The sequence below is a fragment of the uncultured Ramlibacter sp. genome (genome assembly GCF_936925435.1).
Classification (GTDB): Bacteria; Pseudomonadota; Gammaproteobacteria; order Burkholderiales; family Burkholderiaceae_C; genus Ramlibacter.
In genome coordinates this window covers 77,906-94,659 of record NZ_CAKZHQ010000024.1, presented here as the reverse complement: position 1 = coordinate 94,659, position 16,754 = coordinate 77,906, and the positions used below count along the sequence as shown (strand labels likewise).

Annotated in this window: 16 protein-coding genes; 1 reads left to right on the top strand and 15 read right to left on the bottom strand. The window is 68.2% G+C overall.

The window, feature by feature from the left end; genetic code table 11:
* From Q0632_RS12715 to Q0632_RS12680, 8 genes are all read right to left on the bottom strand, one after another.
* Positions 1-999: an ABC transporter substrate-binding protein gene (locus Q0632_RS12715; RefSeq protein ID WP_298930266.1), complete on the bottom strand. Its 999-nt coding sequence runs from the start codon at positions 997-999 to the stop codon at positions 1-3.
* 48 nt (positions 1,000-1,047) lie between these two features.
* A complete protein-coding gene (gene atzF, locus Q0632_RS12710; RefSeq protein WP_298930260.1) occupies positions 1,048-2,772 on the bottom strand; it encodes an allophanate hydrolase in 1,725 nt (574 codons plus the stop codon).
* A 79-nt stretch (positions 2,773-2,851) separates the two neighbouring features.
* On the bottom strand, positions 2,852-3,784 hold the full coding sequence (locus Q0632_RS12705) for a succinylglutamate desuccinylase/aspartoacylase family protein (protein ID WP_298930257.1): 933 nt from the start codon (positions 3,782-3,784) through the stop codon (positions 2,852-2,854).
* Positions 3,781-4,776 (bottom strand): tripartite tricarboxylate transporter substrate binding protein, encoded by a 996-nt coding sequence (locus Q0632_RS12700; protein ID WP_298930254.1) that lies wholly within the window; start codon positions 4,774-4,776, stop codon positions 3,781-3,783. The genes Q0632_RS12705 and Q0632_RS12700 overlap by 4 nt, the downstream gene beginning before the upstream one ends.
* An 85-nt stretch (positions 4,777-4,861) precedes the next feature.
* Complete coding sequence (locus Q0632_RS12695; RefSeq protein WP_298930251.1) at positions 4,862-5,758, bottom strand: LysR family transcriptional regulator; 897 nt, start codon at positions 5,756-5,758, stop codon at positions 4,862-4,864.
* A 28-nt stretch (positions 5,759-5,786) separates the two neighbouring features.
* Positions 5,787-7,100 (bottom strand): alpha/beta fold hydrolase, encoded by a 1,314-nt coding sequence (locus tag Q0632_RS12690; protein WP_298930248.1) that lies wholly within the window; start codon positions 7,098-7,100, stop codon positions 5,787-5,789.
* Positions 7,101-7,102: 2 nt separating this feature from the next.
* Positions 7,103-8,095, bottom strand: a complete 993-nt coding sequence (locus tag Q0632_RS12685) for a tripartite tricarboxylate transporter substrate binding protein (RefSeq protein ID WP_298930245.1) — start codon at positions 8,093-8,095, stop codon at positions 7,103-7,105.
* Between the two features lie 69 nt (positions 8,096-8,164).
* A complete protein-coding gene (locus Q0632_RS12680) occupies positions 8,165-9,046 on the bottom strand; it encodes a gamma-glutamyl-gamma-aminobutyrate hydrolase family protein (RefSeq protein WP_298930242.1) in 882 nt (293 codons plus the stop codon).
* Between the two features lie 212 nt (positions 9,047-9,258).
* Here Q0632_RS12680 and Q0632_RS12675 point away from each other — a divergent pair, with 212 nt between their 5' ends.
* The gene (locus tag Q0632_RS12675; protein WP_298930239.1) at positions 9,259-9,651 is read left to right on the top strand and encodes a hypothetical protein; all 393 of its coding nucleotides are present in this window, start codon (positions 9,259-9,261) and stop codon (positions 9,649-9,651) included.
* A 57-nt stretch (positions 9,652-9,708) separates the two neighbouring features.
* Here the strand turns inward: Q0632_RS12675 and Q0632_RS12670 are convergent, their stop codons facing one another.
* The 7 genes from Q0632_RS12670 to Q0632_RS12640 are packed head-to-tail and all read right to left on the bottom strand — an operon-like array spanning position 9,709 to position 16,740.
* The gene (locus Q0632_RS12670; RefSeq protein WP_298930237.1) at positions 9,709-10,368 is read right to left on the bottom strand and encodes an HAD family phosphatase; all 660 of its coding nucleotides are present in this window, start codon (positions 10,366-10,368) and stop codon (positions 9,709-9,711) included.
* A complete protein-coding gene (locus tag Q0632_RS12665; RefSeq protein WP_298930234.1) occupies positions 10,365-11,738 on the bottom strand; it encodes an aldehyde dehydrogenase family protein in 1,374 nt (457 codons plus the stop codon). The genes Q0632_RS12670 and Q0632_RS12665 overlap by 4 nt, the downstream gene beginning before the upstream one ends.
* A complete protein-coding gene (locus Q0632_RS12660) occupies positions 11,735-12,544 on the bottom strand; it encodes a gamma-glutamyl-gamma-aminobutyrate hydrolase family protein (RefSeq protein WP_298930231.1) in 810 nt (269 codons plus the stop codon). Before Q0632_RS12660 ends, Q0632_RS12665 begins: the two co-directional genes overlap by 4 nt.
* Before the next feature lie 58 nt (positions 12,545-12,602).
* Positions 12,603-13,736 (bottom strand): iron-containing alcohol dehydrogenase, encoded by a 1,134-nt coding sequence (locus Q0632_RS12655; RefSeq protein ID WP_298930228.1) that lies wholly within the window; start codon positions 13,734-13,736, stop codon positions 12,603-12,605.
* Positions 13,733-14,236 carry a GNAT family N-acetyltransferase gene (locus tag Q0632_RS12650; RefSeq protein ID WP_298930225.1) on the bottom strand — a complete coding sequence of 168 codons (504 nt, stop codon included), beginning with the start codon at positions 14,234-14,236 and terminating at the stop codon, positions 13,733-13,735. The genes Q0632_RS12655 and Q0632_RS12650 overlap by 4 nt, the downstream gene beginning before the upstream one ends.
* Positions 14,237-14,243: 7 nt before the next feature.
* The gene (locus Q0632_RS12645) at positions 14,244-15,599 is read right to left on the bottom strand and encodes a glutamine synthetase (protein WP_298930222.1); all 1,356 of its coding nucleotides are present in this window, start codon (positions 15,597-15,599) and stop codon (positions 14,244-14,246) included.
* Positions 15,600-15,621: 22 nt separating this feature from the next.
* Entirely contained in the window at positions 15,622-16,740 is a 1,119-nt protein-coding gene (locus Q0632_RS12640) for a 2-aminoethylphosphonate--pyruvate transaminase (protein WP_298930218.1), read from the bottom strand.
* Positions 16,741-16,754 lie beyond the last annotated feature (14 nt).

The window sequence follows — 16,754 nt, the reverse complement described above, 5'->3', positions numbered from 1 at the left end:
TCAGCCCTTGTAGAGCATCGAATCCACCATCAGGCGCGAGGTGAAGATGCCTTTTTCGGAGAACAGGTCGAAGAACTTCTGGAAGTGGGCGACGTCGGCGGGCTTGAACTCGTCGTACATCATGTAGGCGGCCAGCGGCACCTCGCTGGTGAGCGCGCCCTCGATGGCGGTATAGCCCTTGAGGTACTGGCGCGCCTCGGCGGACTTGGTGCGCACGTAGCTCACGCCCTTGCCGTAAGCGGTGATGAACTTCTTGGCTTCGGCCGGATGGGCCTTGATGAAGGCCGAGGTCAGGGAAGCGGAGCCGCCGAACCAGGGCGCCATCGCGTCGCCCAGCACGTATTTGGAGATGACGCCGGCCTCCAGTACCTTGGTCGTGCCGTTGAGGCGGCCGATGGTGCCGGTGGGCTCCAGCGTGTAGCAGCCATCGAGCTGGCCGGCGGCCAGGGCGGCGACGTGCTGGCCGATCGGCAGCTCCACCACGGTGGCGCCGGTGGCGCCGCCGCGCTCGAGCACGGTCTTGGCCAGGGTCACGTTCTGGATGCCGGGTCCGGAGCCCACGCGCTTGCCCTTGAGGTCGGCCATGACCTTGGCCGTGCTGTTGGCCGGCACGATGACCTCGTCGAGCACGTTCTTCACGTTGCTGGGGTTGGAGCAGAAGATCTTGAAGCTGCCAGGCTGGGCGATCTCGCCGATGGCGATGTTGGCCGAACCCGTGCCGTTGGCGCTGCCGTCGCAGCGGTCGGACAGCATGCCCTCCATGATCTGCTGGGCGCCCGCGAACTTGAGGGCCTCGACGTTCAGACCGGCTTCCTTGAAGTAGCCCAGTTCGACCGCGGCGTAGAACGGCAGGCCGGCGGCGATCGGCCAGTAACCGATACGGATCTTGGGACCGGCCTGGGCCCGCACGGCGGGGGCGCCCAACAGGCCCAGTGCGGTGACGGCGGCGCCGCCTTGCAGCAATTTGCGGCGGGACGGGGTCTTGAAGGTGTCGGTCATGGGGTGCTCCTGCGAAAGGGAAAGAAACAGAGATGGGACAGCGGTGGCTCAGGTCTTCTGGAGTGAGGCGATATAGGCCCGCCACCCGGCGAAATGCGAAATGTCCTGTGCGCCGGCAGTGGCCTGCGCTTCGCAAACAAAGCCCTGCACGCTGCCGCCACCCTCCAGCGCCAGCGTGGCAATGCCCAGCGGCGCCGCGATCAAGGCGACAAACGAGCCGTAGTGCTGCAGCGGCATCTCCCAGATCTCCAGCGCGATGCGCGCACCGGTGCCGGGCGCCACACGCAGCAGGCCGGGCTTGGGCGGGGTGGTGCCTGGCAGGGCAAAGAACTTGTAGTCGGGCGCCGTCTGCTGCGTGCCCACCAGGGTGGCGCCGCGCTCGGTGAGCTGGCCATTGAGCGGCATTCCCGACAGATGGGCGCCGACCACGGCGACGCGCACGCTGGGCTCGGTCCGCAGACCCGGGATAGGCTGGGGCGCGGGCAGCGGCGCGCCGGTGGCGCCCTGGGTCAGACCGGTGGCATGGTGGTAGCGCTGGCCCAGCTCAGCCAGTTGCCAGTCGCTGCCGGCCGGGGCGACCAGGGTGATGCCAAAGGGCAGGCCGTCGGGCCGCATGCTGCTGGGCACCGACAGCGCGGCGTAGTCCAGCAGGTTGACGAAGTTGGTGTAGACGCCCAGGTTGCGATTGAGCGCCACCGGGTCGGCCTGCATCTGGGCGATGCTGTAGTGGGTGGGCGCCGTGGGCACCAGCAGCACGTCGATGCTGTCCCACATGGCGGCGGCGCGCTGGCCCAGTGCGCGCAAGCGCGTCTGCGCCTCGAACAGCTCGGCGGCGGTGTACTGCCAGCCGCTGGCGATGATGCTGCGCACCGGCTCGACCACTTCGTTTTCGTGGCCGTCGAAGAAACCGCGGATGGCGACGTAGCGCTCGGCCACCAGAGCGCTGTCATAGAGCAGGGCCGCGGCCTCGGCCAGCGGGGCGTAATTGACCGGCACCGGCGTGCCGCCCAGGGCGCGCAGGCGCGTGACCGCATCCCGGAAGCCCGCCTCGGCCAGGGCATCACCGAAAAACTGCAGTTGCGAAGGCACACCAAAACGAAAGGCCGCCGGGAAGGCGCGGTCGGCCATCTGCAGCTTGCGCGAATAGGGGTCGGCGTCGTCGAAGCCAGCCGCCACCTCCAGCACCTGGGCCGCCAGGGCCACGGTGCGCGCGAAGATGGAGACGCAGTCCACGCTCTGGGCCGCCGGCAGCACGCCGCTGGTGCTGATCAGACCCTTGCTGGGCTTGAAGCCGACGATGTTGTTCAAGCCGGCCGGCACCCGGCCCGAGCCGGCCGTGTCCGTGCCCAGGGCGAAGTCCACCTCGCCGGCCGCGACCACGTAGGCCGAGCCGGAGCTGGAGCCGCCCGAGACATAGGCCGGGTTGAAGGCGTTGGGCACGGCGCCATAAGGCGAGCGCGTGCCGTTCAGGCCGCAGGCAAACTGGTCGAGATTGGTCTTGCCATGCAGGCTCGCACCGGCGCCGAGCAGCTTGCGCACCACGGTGGCGTGCGCCTGGGGCTCGTAGGCAAAGGCCGGGCAACCCGCCGTGGTCGGCAGGCCGGCAACGTCGATGTTGTCCTTGGCGGCAAAGCTCAGGCCGTCCAGCGGACCGGAGGCGCTCTCACGCAGCGGAGCCGGCGCACGCGCAATCCAGGCCGCCAAGGCCTGCCCCAGCACGGGGGCGGCGGCAGCGGAAGAGACGACGTCGGCGGAAACTGCGGCTTGCACCATCTTTGAGCATCCAAACTTGTATCCAAGTTGCAATGCAAAGGGCGTGCCAGCGCCGCCAGGCGCCCGGGCCTTGGGTGCGTCAGTCCATTTGCGCCGCGTGCCCCAGGCGCACGGTTGTCACGCCCGCGCGGAGCTGCCGCAGCGACGGCATCACCAGCACGCAGTCGTCATAGGGCGTGAGGACCGGCTCGCCGCAGTTCATCGCGATGGCCGTGCCGGCGCGCGCGATGACCTCGCCTCCGCTGAAGCAGCCCAGGAAGCGGAAGTCCATGCCGCGCGCCACCACCTGGTGCGTGACAACGACGGGCGCGGCGGCGGGTGCGGCGGGCTGCAGCCATCCCTGCGGCACGCCATCCACGGCGCAGCTTCCCGCCGCCACCAGAAAGCGGGCCAGCGTGTCGCGCGCCACCACGGCGGCGCCGGGCGCCAGGTGCTGCCCGGCCTCCAGCAGCAGGGCGATGCGCCCGCCGCCCGCCGGGCCGCCCTCGTAGTCGCGCATGCGCGTCCCGTCCGCATGGCCCCGGTCAATGACGATGCGGCCGGCGCTGCGCAGACCGTGAGCGAATGCGATGTTGCGCGGCAGGGTGCCGGTGATGAGCAGGGGCGCGCAAGGCTCATGCATGGAATGCAGGTCCAGCAGGTGGGTGCAGCGGTCCACGAAAGGCCGCAGCGCGCGGGCGCGCGCAAGCTCCACCGATGTGCCGCCACCGTCCAGCCGGTCCGGGCTCCAGACGCGGTTCATGTCCTCGTCCACGAAGCGGGAGGCGTCGGGCACCTGCGCGTCGAAGCGGCTGAAGGCCTCGGTATTGCAGAAGGCCACGGTGACGCGGCCCGATACCGGGCGCCAACCGCTGGCCAGCAGTTCGCCGGCGGCGATGGCGCCGGAGATTTCGTTGCCGTGCACCAGGGCCGTCACCAGCACCTGCGGACCGGGGCTGCCGCCGGCACGCTCGTGCACGAAGGGCGTGTCCGCCGAACCCGCGGCCCAGGCCGAGAGGTCGGGCGGCGTCACTGCGACGACCCCGTGGCCACGGCCTGGGTGACCACGCTGCGCACGCGCTGCGTCTCGGTCTTGATGAAGGCACTGAGCTGTTGGGGCGTGCCGCCCTCGTTGCTGACGCCGGCCTTTTGCAGCTTCTGCCACACGGCCTGGTCGCGCAGCACCTCGTTGAGTTCCTTGTTCAGGCGAGCTGTCGTGGCGGCGGGCAGCCCGGCCGGCCCGAACAGGCCGAACCAGACATTCATGTCATAGCCCTTGAGCCGGGCGTTCTCGGCCAGCGCGGGAATCTGCGGCGCGGCCCGCGAGCGCGTCGGCGTGGTGACGCCCAGGGCCACCATCTTGCCGGCCTCGATGTGCGGCAGGGCGGAGGACAGCACGAACATGCCGAACTCGATGTTGCCACCCAGTACGTCCTGCACCATCTGGGGCGCGCCGCGGTAGGGCACGTGGCGCAGGCTCGTACCGGCCTTGAGGTTGATCAGCTCGCCCGAGACGTGCAGCGGCGTGCCGACGCCGGAGGAGGCAAAGTTGAGTCTGTTGGGTTCGCGCCTGGCCTTGGCCAGGGCCTCTTCCATGGTCTTGACGCCGACCTGCGGACCAGCGACGAACACCATGGGCGTGCTGCCGATCATGCCGATGTGGCTGAGGTCGGTTTCGCCGTTGTACTTGACGGCAGTGTTGTACAGGCGCGCGATCGAGATCTCGCTGCCCGATCCGAGCAGCAGGGTGAAGCCGTCGCGCGCGGCGTTGACCGCTTTCTGCGCGGCGATGGTGCCGCCGGCACCGGCGTTGTTCTCGACGACCACCGGCGTGCCCAGGCGCCTGGCCAGAGGTTCGGCCACGATGCGCGCCACCAGGTCGACGCTGCCGCCAGCGGGATAGCCCACCAGGAGGGTGATGGGCTTGCCCATGGGCCAGGCCTGGGCCAGGACCGGCAGGGGCAGGACAGCCGCGAGGGCGGCGGCCAGGAGAAGTCGGCGAAGGGATGGTGAAATGGTCGGCATCGAAGGGCTCCTGTTGAGGTGCGCCCAGTCTGTCCAAGGCCGCGCGCCGCGGCATGCGCATCACGCATGCACCCATGCGAGCCGTTCAGCCGCCTGCGCTCATGCGCCAGATCCCGTCCACCAGTGCGGTGCGCGCCTGACGCGGGCGGAACAGGCGGATCTCGAAGCGGATGCTGAACTCCTGCGCCCGCACGGCCACCAGCTTGCCGGCCGCCAGGTCGTTGGCCACCAGCGCGCGCGGCAGCCAAGCCAGGCCGGCGCCCTCCAGGGCCTGCTCGTGCAGGGACTCGGCAAAGTCCGATTCGGTCACCGGGTACAGGTGCAAGTCAGCGCGCATGCGCGTCAGGCCGTCCTGGAGGATCTGCGCCAGCGCCAATGTGGGCGAATAGACCAGGGTATGCACCGGCTTGCCGGCCGTGCCCGGCAGGTCGTGCGCCGGCTTGCCGTTGTTGCGGGGCGCGCTGACCGGCACCAGTTCGTCGGTGGCAAAGGCCATGCCTTCGAACAGCTGGTCGTCCAGCAGAAGCGGCAAGCGGGGGTGGCTGAATGCCAGCAGGAAATCGGCGCCGCCCTGCTCCAGCAGGGTGGCGCCTTCATGGATGGAGCCCGTGACAATGCGCAGACGCAGACCCTTGGTCTCGCGCCGTACTTTGGTCATCCAGGCCGGGACCGTGGTGCGCGACAGCGTGCGGCCGGTGGCCAGCGTCACCCAGTCCATGGTCTGGCTGGTCTGGCGGATGCGGGCGCGCGTGTCGCTCAGGTTGCCCACGGTGCGCCGAGCCACCGGCAGCAACTCCTCACCGGCAGGCGTCAATGCGAGCGGGATGCCTGCGCGGTTGACCAGCTCGGCGCCGGCCCACATTTCCAGCGCGCGGATGCGTCGGGAAAACTGAGGCTGCGTCACATGCCGGGCCAGTGCCGCCTTGGAGAAGCTGCGTTCGCGCGCGAGCACGACGAAATCTTCCAGCCACTTGTGGTCCATGTCCGCAGTATGCAGTCCGGGCGACGCTTCAGCCGGCCTGACCGGACTGCAGGGACCGCGCCTCTTCCAGGAAGGCCAGCACAGCGTGGTACGACTGCGCGTTGCCCGCCGCGTTGGCCGCAGCCGTGCCGCCGGCATCGAGCAACAGGCCCGACATGGCGTGTGGCTTGCTGATCAGGGTGGCGGGCAGCCAGGGATAGTGCACGTGGTGGCCCGCGCCTTCGCAGACATGGTGCAGCGTGGGCAAGCCCTGCGCCTGGCGGCTCCGCACCACCATTTCCGAGTAAGCGGTGCTGGGCCAGAAGCCATCGTCTGAAGCGCTCACCAGCATGGCCGGACCGGGGAAGCGTTCCACCGGGATGCGCGCGCGCTCGAACGCCTGCGCATCGCGCGTGGCGCTCAGGAAGGCGTGGGTCTGGCGGTACGGAGGCTGCGTGGCGTAGGCCGCATCCCAGTCGGCATGGGCGTTGTCCTGCCACAGGTGGGGCAGCGGCTGGCCACCCCGCGTCCAGACCTGGGCATCGCGCCCGGTCCCCGGTGCGCCGGCGCTCACCACGCCGTGCGTGGCAGCCGATGGCACGTAGGCCACGACGGCGCTGACCAGCTGCGGATACTCGGATGCCACCAGCAGCGCGGTCTCGCCACCGCGGCTGATGCCCGACAGCGCGACGAAGCCGTCGCGCGGGACCAGGGTCCGGCGGGCCCACTGCAAGGCGCGCTCAAAATATTCCAGCGGCATGTCATTGAGGTAACGCGGCCGGCCCTCGTAATTGAAGATGGCCAGCGCCAGGCACTGGTAGCCGCGCGAGGCGAACAAGGCCGCCCGCGGCGCATTGACGCCGCCCGAGGAGCCGTTCATGTAGATCACCAGCGGATGCGGCCCCGGCCCGGCCGGTGTGAACAGCTCGCCCGACACCGTCATGCCATCGACCTCTTCGCGCACGCAGCGGTGGGTCACACCCTCGCCGGCAAACTCCATGATGAAGCCGGCCTCCACACTGGCGCCACCGCTCGCGGCATGCAACCGCACGGCCAGCGCCTCGGTGCGGTCGGGCGGGAAGACGAGCTTTTGCGGCTCGGTGCAGACCATGGACCAGACCACGCCCATGGCCGAGGGCCGCTCGTAGGAACCCGCCACCGGAGCATCTCTTCGCAGGTCGAGGCAGCCGTCGTGGCCAGCCACAAAGCTGGACTCCGACCGCCAGTGGGCGCCGCACATGTCCATGCCGGCCGTCACGGTGACGAAGGCGTAGGGCGCGAAGCCCTCGAGCTGGATGCTGCGCTCGACGTCGATCAGCGCGCGGTGCGGCGTGATCGACAGCGTCGGCTTGTCCGCCGCCACGCTCAGCCCTTGAGCTCGGTCTTGGGAATCGCGTTGGACTGGATCACCTGCTGCCACAGCGCAGACTCCTGCACCACCACCTTCTCGAGATCGGCCGAGGAGGTGAACTCCACGGTCACGCCCTGGTCGGCAAACTGCTGCACCAGTGATGGGTCCTGCGCGCCCAGGCGCACGGCGTTCTCCAGCGTGGCCACCACGTCCGCCGGCATCTTGGCCGGGCCGGAGATCATCATGCGGGTGTAGAGCTCGAAGCCGGGCAAGCCCGCCTCCTTCATGGTCGGCACGTTGGGCAGGCTGGACAGGCGCTTGTCGGCGGTGACGGCCAGGGCCTTGTACTTGCCGGCCTGCAGGCCGCCCAGCGCGGAGGTGGGGAAGTCGAATGTGCTCTGCACCGTGCCGGCCATCAGGTCGATCAGGGCCGGGCCGCTGCCCTTGTAGGGAACGTCGGTGAATTTGGTGCCGGTCTTGGACTGGAAGTGCAGCAGCGCCAGGTGGTTGATGACGCCGTGGCCGGCATGGGCGCAGGTGATGTCGCCGGGCTTCTTCTTGGCCAGGGCGATGAACTCCTGCACGTTGTTCACGCCCAGGTCGTTGTGCACGATCAGCAGCATGGGCGAGCGGCCCATGGAGCCCAGGTACTTGAAGTCGGCCTGCGAGTACGGCAGGTTGTTGTAAAGCAGCGGGTTGAGGATCATGCCGTTGGTGCCGGCGAAGGTCAGGGTGTAGCCGTCCGGCTCCGCGCGGGCACCCGCCACCGTGGCGATGATGGTCTGGCCGCCCGGGCGGTTCTCGACCAGCACGTTCTGGCCCAGGGTCTTGCTCATGCGTTGCGCCAGACCGCGCGCGGCGATATCGGTCAGGCCACCAGCGGCAAAACCCACGAGCAGCTTGATGGGCCGGCTGGGAAAGGGGTCCTTGGCGAAGGCAAATCCGGCACTGGAGGCAGCAAGCGGCAGGGCGACGGTTTGCAGGAAGAAGCGGCGGGTCGAGCGCATGGCAAAAATCTCCTTGGATTCAAGCAAGGAAAAACAGACTGCAATTTGCGCGCCATGCGCGCGCCCACCTCAGCGCCGGGTCAGCAAGGCCTGGCGCAGCAGGCGTGCGGCGCGGTCACGGATGTGGCCGGGCAGGCTGCGCGGCGGTGGCGGGGTGCGCGCCTTGGCAGCGCTGCAGGCGGCCAGAAAGTCCATCAGCAGGGGCATGTCGTCCAGCGTGTTGCCACCGGCTTTCAAGAACTCAGGGTGCCACTGGGTGGCGGCGATGTAGCCCTTGCTGCGGCCACCACCACGCCGCCGGATCGCCTCGGGAATGTGGTCGGGCACGCTCCAGGCTTCCACATCAAACTCCGGCGCCAAGCCCTTGACCGCCTGATGGTGGATGCTGTTGACGCGGGCGCGCTGCACGCCGGGGTAGAGCCCGCCCAGGCGCGAGCCTTGGACAATGTCGATTTCGTGGAAGTTCTGGTCGTAGGTTTCGGCATCGCGATGCTGCAGCGTCTCGGGGTGGTCGTGCTGGGTGGCGATGTCCTGGTAGAGCGTGCCGCCGAAGGCCACGTTGATCAGCTGCAGGCCACGGCAGACGCCGAAGATGGGCTTCCCCTCCTGCGCGAAGGCCTCCACCAGGGCCAGGTCATAGAGGTCGCGGATGCGGTCGCCGATCCAGGCGTCCCGCAAGGGCTCCTCGCCGTAGCTGCCGGGCCAGACATCGGCGCCGCCATGCATGACCACGCCATCGAGCCAGCCGGCGTAGTGCGAGAGCTTGACGTCGCCGCGCGCCGTCTCGCCCGTGGGGCAGGGCACCATCACCACCATCGCGCCGGCCGACATCAGCCAGTGGGCGATGGACTGCTCGACGTACTGCAAGGTCTTGTTGGTGAACAGCGAGCGCGACGGATCGGCGTGCGAGAAGCAGGCCGACAGTCCGATCTTCAGGCGATGTGCGGGCATGCGAACCATTGTTCGCCTGCCATGCGGCCTGCGCTGTCGGACAGCACCGCATTCCGGGTCACTGGAGCCTTCGGGGGCGGGGCCGGCGCATGCGGGGAAGTCGAATACCATTGCGGCGGCGCAACTCCCGTCCGGTCCGCAATTCCCGGTGACGGTGACCTCGCACGCGACTTTCCTGGTTCATATCTTGCTTGAACGGCCCTACCATGCACTTGAAGCTCAAAACTCTGGCTCTCCTGCTAACCCTCGCCCCCTGCGCGCATGCGCTGGAAGACGACAAGGCAAAGCATTTGGGTGTGTCCTTCGCCCTGGGCATCGCCGGTGAGCAAATCGCAGCGCGGATTGCGCCCGACGTGAACTCGGTCGCTCTGGGAACAGGGATGGCCCTGGTGCCAGGCATTCTCAAGGAACTCTACGATGCGAACCACAAGAGCACAAAGCATCCGGACGGCTTCTCGGGCAAGGACCTGGCGGCGGACCTTGTTGGTGCGTTTGCCGGCGCCTTGCTCTCCGGGATGGTGAGCCAGCGCGTGACTCTTTTCGTGGGCAAGGACCGCGCGGGCGAGCCAAAGGTGGCCGTCACGTATTCCATGCCGCTGAACTGAAGCCCGGCGCAGCGGTGGCCGCTTCGACAGCCACGGCGTCTCTCCAACGCTGCGCCGCTAGTGCAGACTAAGCATCGGCCAGCCGGCATCGCGGCCGATAGCGGCCAATTGGGGGTCGGGGTCGACCATCACCGGATGCTTGACTGCCCGCAACAAGGGCAGGTCGTTGATCGAATCGCTGTAAGCCGTGCTGTTGAATTGCAGCAGCGCCTGGCCGCGCGCCGCCAGCCAGGCGTGCAGGCGGGCGACCTTGCCCTCGCGCATGTTGAGCGTGCCTTCGGTGCGGCCGCTAAAGCCCGCGCCGCTGCGCTCGGCCTCGGTCGCCAGCAGGTGTTCGATGCCAAAGTGCGCAGCGGTGAGCTCGGTGATGAATCGGTTGGTGGCCGTGGTCATCAGAACCAGGTCGCCGGCCTCCAGGTGTTCTTGCACCAGGTCCCGCGCGCCCTGCGGAATGCGCGGCACGATCCAGCGGTCCAGGAACTCGCGCCGCACAGGCTCCCACTGGTCTAGCGTCAGCCCTGCGAGCGTGCCGACATAGAAGTCGGCGAACTCCTGCAGGCCCACGGTGCCGGCCTTGTAGCGCGTCGCCATGTCGGCGTTGCGCGCCGCAAATTCCTGCTTGTCCAGCAGGCCGCGCTCCATCAGGTAGTCGCACCACAGCACATCGCTGTCGCCCGACAGCAAGGTGTGGTCCAGATCGAAGAGCGTGAGTCTCATGCCGCTCTGAGATGCCAGGCCTTGGGCCGGGTGAAGGTCTCGATGCCGTCCACCGACAGGGTCAGACCGACGCCCGAGTCGCCGACGCCGCTCCAGGGCAGGCGCGGGCTGACGCGGTCGCAGCAATTCCAGTAGACACTGCCGGCCTTGACTTGGGCCAGCAGGGCACGGGCGCGTTGCCCGTCCGGCGTGTAGACGCCGGCCGTCAGGCCGTAGCGCGTGTCGTTCATCAACTGCACCGCTTGCGCGTCGCCGCTGACCTTCTGGATGCCGATGAGAGGGCCAAAGCTTTCTTCCTTCATCAGTTCCATGCCATGGTTCACGTTGGAGAACACCGTGGCCTGGTACCAGTTGCCCGGGCCAGGGCCGCGCTGGCCGCCGACCAACAGGGTTGCGCCCTTGGCCCTGGCATCGGCCACCTGGGCATCGAGCACATCGAGTTGGGGCCCGCGGGTAATGGCGCCGATGTAGGTGGAGTCGCTCATCGGGTCGCCGGCCTGCAAGCCCTTGACCGCCTCGACGAAGGCCGCGACGAAGGCGTCGTGGATTTTCTCGTGCACATAGATGCGTTCCACCGAGCAGCAGCTCTGGCCGGTGTTGTACATGGCGCCGTCGGCCAGCGACTCGGCCGCCGCCTTGGGGTCGGCATCCTCGCAGACATAGCTGGGGTCCTTGCCGCCCAGCTCCAGCTGCAGCTTGATGAAGCGTCCGCCCACGGCCTGGGCGATCTTGCGGCCGGTGGCGACCGAGCCGGTGAAGAAGACGCCATCGATGTCTTGCGCCAGCAGGGCGCTGCCGACCTCGCCAGTGCCGACCAGGCAAGCCATCACGTCCTGCGGCACGCCGGCCTCGTGCAACAGGCGGGCGATGGCCAGGCCGGTCATGGCGGCGTACTCGGAAGGCTTGTAGAGCACGGCGTTGCCGGTCAGCAGGGCCGGCAGGATGACGTTGCAGCCGACGAACCAGGGGTAGTTCCAGGCCGAGATGTTGGCCACCACGCCCAGCGGCGTACGCTGGATCTGCTCGGTCATGCCGCCTTCGTCGAAGACGGTTTCGGTGGCCGTCGCAGCCTGGGCCTGTTGCAGGAAGAAGTCGATGCGTCCCAGCAGGCCGTTGAGCTCGTTGCGCGACATCTTGATGGGTTTGCCAGTCTCGCGCGTCATGGTCGTGGCCAGCGACTCCAGTTCGCGCACCACGCCTTCGCGGAATTTGGCGATGCAGGCCATGCGCTGCGCGATCGGCATGGAAGCCCAGGCCGGCTGGGCGGCGCGCGCCTTGGCGGCCTTGTCGGCCACGCTGGCGGCGGTGTCAGCCGGCAGGTCGGTGATCTTGGCGCCGGTGGCGGGGTTGTGGACGGCGAGTGTGGTCATGCGCAGCGTGCCGCTTGCGCGGCTTCCAGAAAATCTTGCAACAAGGGGGAATCATCGACCACGCCCAGCTCGGCGCGGTGGAACTCGGGATGCCATTGCACGGCGCTGACCCAGGCGCCGCCGGTGTGGCGGATGGCCTCGACCACACCGTCGTCGGGCGACAGCGCCTCCACCGCAAAGCCGGGCGCCAGGTCCTTGATGCCCTGGTGGTGGACGCTGTTGATCTTGTGCCGGCCGGCGCCGCCCAGCAGGCCGGCCAGCCGGGTGCCGGGCAGGATGTCGACCTGGTGGAAGTTCAGGTCATAGGCATCAGCGTCGCGGTGCACGCGTGCCCCGGGCTTTTGCGTGCTGATGTCCTGGTAGAGCGTGCCGCCGTGGGCCACGTTGATCAGCTGCAGGCCGCGGCAGATGCCGAACACCGGCTTGCCCGCTGCGCTGAAGGCACGCACCAGGGCAATCTCGTAGGCGTCGCGCACCCGGTCACCGGCCCACTCGGGGCGCAGCGGCTGCTCACCGTAACTGCCGGGCCAGACATCGGCCCCGCCGTGCAGAACCAGGCCGTCGAGCGCCCGCACGTAGTCGGCCACCGTGATGTCGCCGCGCGCCGTCTCGCCGCTGGGCGAAGGCACCATGAAGGCCAGGGCGCCCTGCGACATCACCCAGTGCGCAGTGGACTGCTCGATGAACTGCAGGGTCTTGCTGGGCGCGGCCTTGCGTCCCGGGTCGGGATGGAAGAAGCAGGCGCTGATGCCGATCTTCAGGCGGTCCATGGTCATGCCGCCGCTGGGCCGCCCCAAGGCGGGCATACGCCCGCTCGGGGGGCAGCGCAGTACACGAAGTGATCAAGCGTGGGGGTCAACATTTTTACATTGCCGCCTCGAACAGGCGCTGGAAGTCCGCCGCCGTCACCGGCCGCGGATTGGTCTGGTGGCAGATGTCGGCCACGGCAATCTCCACCAGGCGCGCCATGTGCTCGGGCTTGACGCCGTGCGCCTTCAGGCCACCGGCGATGCCCACCTGGGCCTTGAGCTCGCGCAGCCAGGGCACAAAGGCCTTGCCGCCGCCGGCCACGCCGCAGACATGGGCCAGCTCGTCGAACTTGGCCGGCACGGCCTCGTAATTCCATGCCAGCACCGCATCGATCATCAGCGCGTTGGCCAGGCCGTGGTGCAGGTCGCAGACAGCGCCCAGGGCATGGGCGCAGGAATGCACCGCGCCCAGGTCTTTCTGGAAGGCGATGGCGCCCATCATCGAGGCCATCATCATGTCGCCGCGCGCCTGCAGGTTGCCGGGCTCCTTGACCGCGGTCAGCAGGGCGCGCGCCGCGATGCGCGTGCCTTCCAGCGCGATGCCGTCACACAGCGGGTGGTAGGCCGGCGACAGGTAGCTCTCGATGTTGTGGGTCAGCGCGTCCATGCCTGTGGCGGCCGTCACGTGCGGCGGCAGACCCTGGGTCAGCTCCGGGTCGGCAAAGACCACCTTGGCCAGCACCTTGGCGCTGAAGATGATGCGCTTGAGGTGGCTGTCGTCCTCGCTGATCACCGAGGAGCGGCCGACCTCGGAGCCCGTGCCCGAGGTGGTGGGCAGGGCGACGAAATAGGGCAACTCCTTGGCGATGGGCCGCACCTGGGGATGGTCCCAGGCGTATTCGATGATGTGGCCTTCATGGGTGGCGGTGATGCCCACCACCTTGGCCACGTCCAGCGCGGCGCCGCCGCCAAAGCCGATCACGCAGTCGGCGTTGTGCGCCTTGAACGCCTCCGAGCCAGCCATGGCCTGGCTGGCCGTCGGGTTGCCGAAGACGCCGCCGAAAACCGCCACATCCAGGCCTTGCAGGTGGGTCTTGAACTCGGCCAGCACCGGCAGCGCGGCCAGCGCCTTGTCGGTGACGATCAGCGGGCGCTTGAAGCCCTGCTGGAGCAGGTGCGGACCGACCTTCTTGCGGGCGCCGGGCCCGAACTGGATGGCGGTGGGAAAGGCAAAGCTGTTGATGCTCATCGTGGGCTCAATTCAAGGTACATGTGGTTCTTGGCGAAAGCCTGGCCGTCCACCTTGATGGCGCGCGGCTCGATGCCGAAGGAGCGAAAGCCCGCGCTTTCGTACAGGTGGGTGGCGCTGGCATTGCCGGCGGTGACGGTGAGCACCAGCAGCTCCAGGCCCTCTGTCCGTGCTTCACGGACCAGGGCATCGACCAGGGCGCGGCCCACCCCCAGGCCGGCGTGTTCGGGCGCGACATACATGGCCACCAGGCTGGCCTTGTGGCGGTTCTTGATGCGGGTTTCGCGCTCCAGGCCGATGGCGCCGCACAGCACGCCGGCCTGGAAGGCGCCCCACATGCTGATGGTGGCCGAGGCCAGGCGCTTCTCGGTCTCGGCCAGTGGCAGGCTGAGGTTTTCCTCGTGGCTGGAGGTGAACGCCTCGGGGTGCTCACGCAAGGCGCGCAGCCGCAATGGCCGGTAAGCCGGGGCATCGCTGGCGGCAAGGCGGCGCACTTGCATGTCGGCCTCAGATGATCTCGAAATAGCGCTTCAACTCCCAGTCGGTCACGCCGTCCAGCCACTGGCGCCACTCCCAGTCGCGGGTGGCGGCAAAGTGGTCGACGAAGGTGTCGCCCAGCCAGTCGCGGGCGATCGCCGACTTCTCGAAGATGCGGGTGGTTTCGATCAGTGTGCGCGGCGCGCGCGGAATTTTTTCAGCGCCGGCGTTGGTGCCGGTGATGGGCGCGCCCAGCTTCAGGCCCTTCTCGACCCCGTGCAGGCCGGCCGCGATCACGGCGGCCATGGCCAGGTAGGGATTCACGTCCGCGCCGGGGCAGCGGGTTTCCAGCCGCGTCGCCTTCGGGCTGCCGGCAATGACGCGAAAGCTCGCCGTGCGGTTGTCCATGCCCCAGGTCGGCTTGACCGGCGCCCAGAAGCCGTCAACCAGGCGCTTGTAGCTGTTGATGGTCGGCCAGATCATCGGCCCGAACTCCATCATGCAGGCCACCTGCCCGGCGACGTAGCTCTCGAAAAGCTTGCTCATCTTGCGCGGGCTCTTCGCGTCGTAGAAGAGATTGGTCTTGCCGTCCGACAGGCTCTGGTGGATGTGGCCGCTGCAGCCGGGCAGCTGCTGGTTGGGCTTGGCCATGAAGCTGGGCATGATGCCAAAGCGCGCGCCGATCTCCTTGGCGCCGGTCTTGAACAGGATGGCGCGGTCGGCCTGTGCCAGAGCTTCGGAAAAGGCTATGGCCACTTCGTAGACGCCGGGACCGGTCTCGGTGTGCAGGCCTTCGATCGGCACGTCGAAGGCCTGCATCTCGTCCATCAGCGCATTGAAGAAGCCCTGGTTCTGGTTCATGCGCAGCAGCGAATAGCCGAACATGCCTGGCGTGAGCTGTTCCGGGCCCACGCCCTTCTTGGCGGCCCAGCTCTGCGGCGTCTCCAGGAAATTGAACCACTCGAACTCCATCCCCGTCATCGGCATGAAGCCCATCTTCTCGGCGCGTTTGAGAACGCGCTTGAGGGTTTGGCGCGGGCACACCGCATGCGGCGTGCCGTCCGCGTTGACGAACTCACCCAGGAAGAAATCGACGCCCTTGTCCCAGGGCACCTTGCGGTGCGTGGACAGGTCCAGCCGCGCCAGAGCATCGGGAAAGCCATGCTGCCAGCCCGTCACCTGAGTGTTGTCGTAGCAGGTGTCCGTCATGTCCCAGCCCAGCACCACGTCGCAGAAGCCGAAGCCGCCATCGACCGCGCCCTCGAACTTGCCCTTGTGCAGGTACTTGCCGCGCAGGACGCCGTCGATGTCGCTGACCGCCACCTTGACCTTGTTGGCGCCGGACTTGCGCACGGCAGCGAGCGCTGGATGGACTTTGGGGGCCATGGTCTTCCTCAGGTTGGTGGGCTCAGATCGCGGGCTCGCCCGAGGCGATACCCATGTCTTCCAGTGCGAGGGCAACAGCGTGGACTGCCTGCTCCATTTCGTCGCTGCCGATCGCGCCGATACAGCCTACGCGAAAAGTTTCGACCTGTGTGAGCTTGCCCGGGTAGAGCAGGAAGCCGCGCGCGCGGGCGGCGGCGTAGAAGGCCTTGAAGTCGTAGCGCGCATCGCCCGGGGCATGGAAGGTGACGATGATGGGCGCCTGCACCGACGGGTCCAGGAAGGGCATGAAGCCCAGCCGGGCCATGCCGTGGACCAGCGTCTGGTAGTTGCGGGTGTAACGCGCCAGCCGCGCCGGCTGGCCGCCCTCTTCCTCGAACTGGGCAATGGCTTCGGCCAGCGCCACCACCACGTGGGTGGGCGGCGTGAAGCGCCACTGGCCGGTCTTTTCCATGTAGACGTACTGGTCGTGCAGGTCCATGGCCAGCGACTGGCTGCGGCCGGCGCAGCCGTCCAGGATGGCCTTGCGCAGAAAGACAAATCCCATGCCGGGCACGCCTTCCAGGCACTTGCCGCTGGCGGCGACCAGGGCGTCGAAGCGAACCGCGCGCGCATCGATGGGCAGGGCCGCGAAGGAACTCATGGCGTCGACGATCAGTCCCTTGCCGTGCTGCTCGCAGACATCGGCCACCGCCTGCAGGGGGTTGTGCACGCCGGCGCCGGTCTCGCAATGGATCAGCACCACGTGGCTGATGCTGGCGTCGGCCTTCAGTGCCGCTTCGAGTGCCGCCGCATCGACGGGGGCTGCCTCGTCGAAGTCCAGCACCGTGCAGCGGCGGCCCATCAGCGTTGTCAGGCGCGCGGCCCGCTTGCAGTAGGCGCCGTTGTCCAGCACCAACACATGGCCGTCGCGCGGCACGACAGTGGCCACCGCCGCTTCCACGCTGAACGTGCCGCTGCCCTGCAGCGGAACCACCACGTGGCTGTCCTCGCCGTGGATGATCTTGAGCAGACTCTGGCGCACGCGCGCCGTGACGGCGTTGAAGTCCGCGTCCCACGATCCCCAATCGCGCAGCATGGCGAGCTTGGTACGCAGCGTGGTGGTCAGCGGGCCGGGCGTCAGGAGGATCTTGTCTCTGTCCATGTTGTTCTCTGTCA

What these genes read in the sequence shown, in the direction of transcription:
- Q0632_RS12715 (WP_298930266.1), bottom strand. Translation starts at nt 999, where the DNA reads ATGACCGACACCTTCAAGACCCCGTCCCGCCGCAAATTGCTGCAAGGC.
- atzF (WP_298930260.1), bottom strand. Translation starts at nt 2,772, where the DNA reads ATGGTGCAAGCCGCAGTTTCCGCCGACGTCGTCTCTTCCGCTGCCGCC.
- Q0632_RS12700 (WP_298930254.1), bottom strand. Translation starts at nt 4,776, where the DNA reads ATGCCGACCATTTCACCATCCCTTCGCCGACTTCTCCTGGCCGCCGCC.
- Q0632_RS12695 (WP_298930251.1), bottom strand. Translation starts at nt 5,758, where the DNA reads ATGGACCACAAGTGGCTGGAAGATTTCGTCGTGCTCGCGCGCGAACGC.
- Q0632_RS12685 (WP_298930245.1), bottom strand. Translation starts at nt 8,095, where the DNA reads ATGCGCTCGACCCGCCGCTTCTTCCTGCAAACCGTCGCCCTGCCGCTT.
- Q0632_RS12680 (WP_298930242.1), bottom strand. Translation starts at nt 9,046, where the DNA reads ATGCCCGCACATCGCCTGAAGATCGGACTGTCGGCCTGCTTCTCGCAC.
- Q0632_RS12670 (WP_298930237.1), bottom strand. Translation starts at nt 10,368, where the DNA reads ATGAGACTCACGCTCTTCGATCTGGACCACACCTTGCTGTCGGGCGAC.
- Q0632_RS12665 (WP_298930234.1), bottom strand. Translation starts at nt 11,738, where the DNA reads ATGACCACACTCGCCGTCCACAACCCCGCCACCGGCGCCAAGATCACC.
- Q0632_RS12660 (WP_298930231.1), bottom strand. Translation starts at nt 12,544, where the DNA reads ATGCCCGCCTTGGGGCGGCCCAGCGGCGGCATGACCATGGACCGCCTG.
- Q0632_RS12655 (WP_298930228.1), bottom strand. Translation starts at nt 13,736, where the DNA reads ATGAGCATCAACAGCTTTGCCTTTCCCACCGCCATCCAGTTCGGGCCC.
- Q0632_RS12650 (WP_298930225.1), bottom strand. Translation starts at nt 14,236, where the DNA reads ATGCAAGTGCGCCGCCTTGCCGCCAGCGATGCCCCGGCTTACCGGCCA.
- Q0632_RS12645 (WP_298930222.1), bottom strand. Translation starts at nt 15,599, where the DNA reads ATGGCCCCCAAAGTCCATCCAGCGCTCGCTGCCGTGCGCAAGTCCGGC.
- Q0632_RS12640 (WP_298930218.1), bottom strand. Translation starts at nt 16,740, where the DNA reads ATGGACAGAGACAAGATCCTCCTGACGCCCGGCCCGCTGACCACCACG.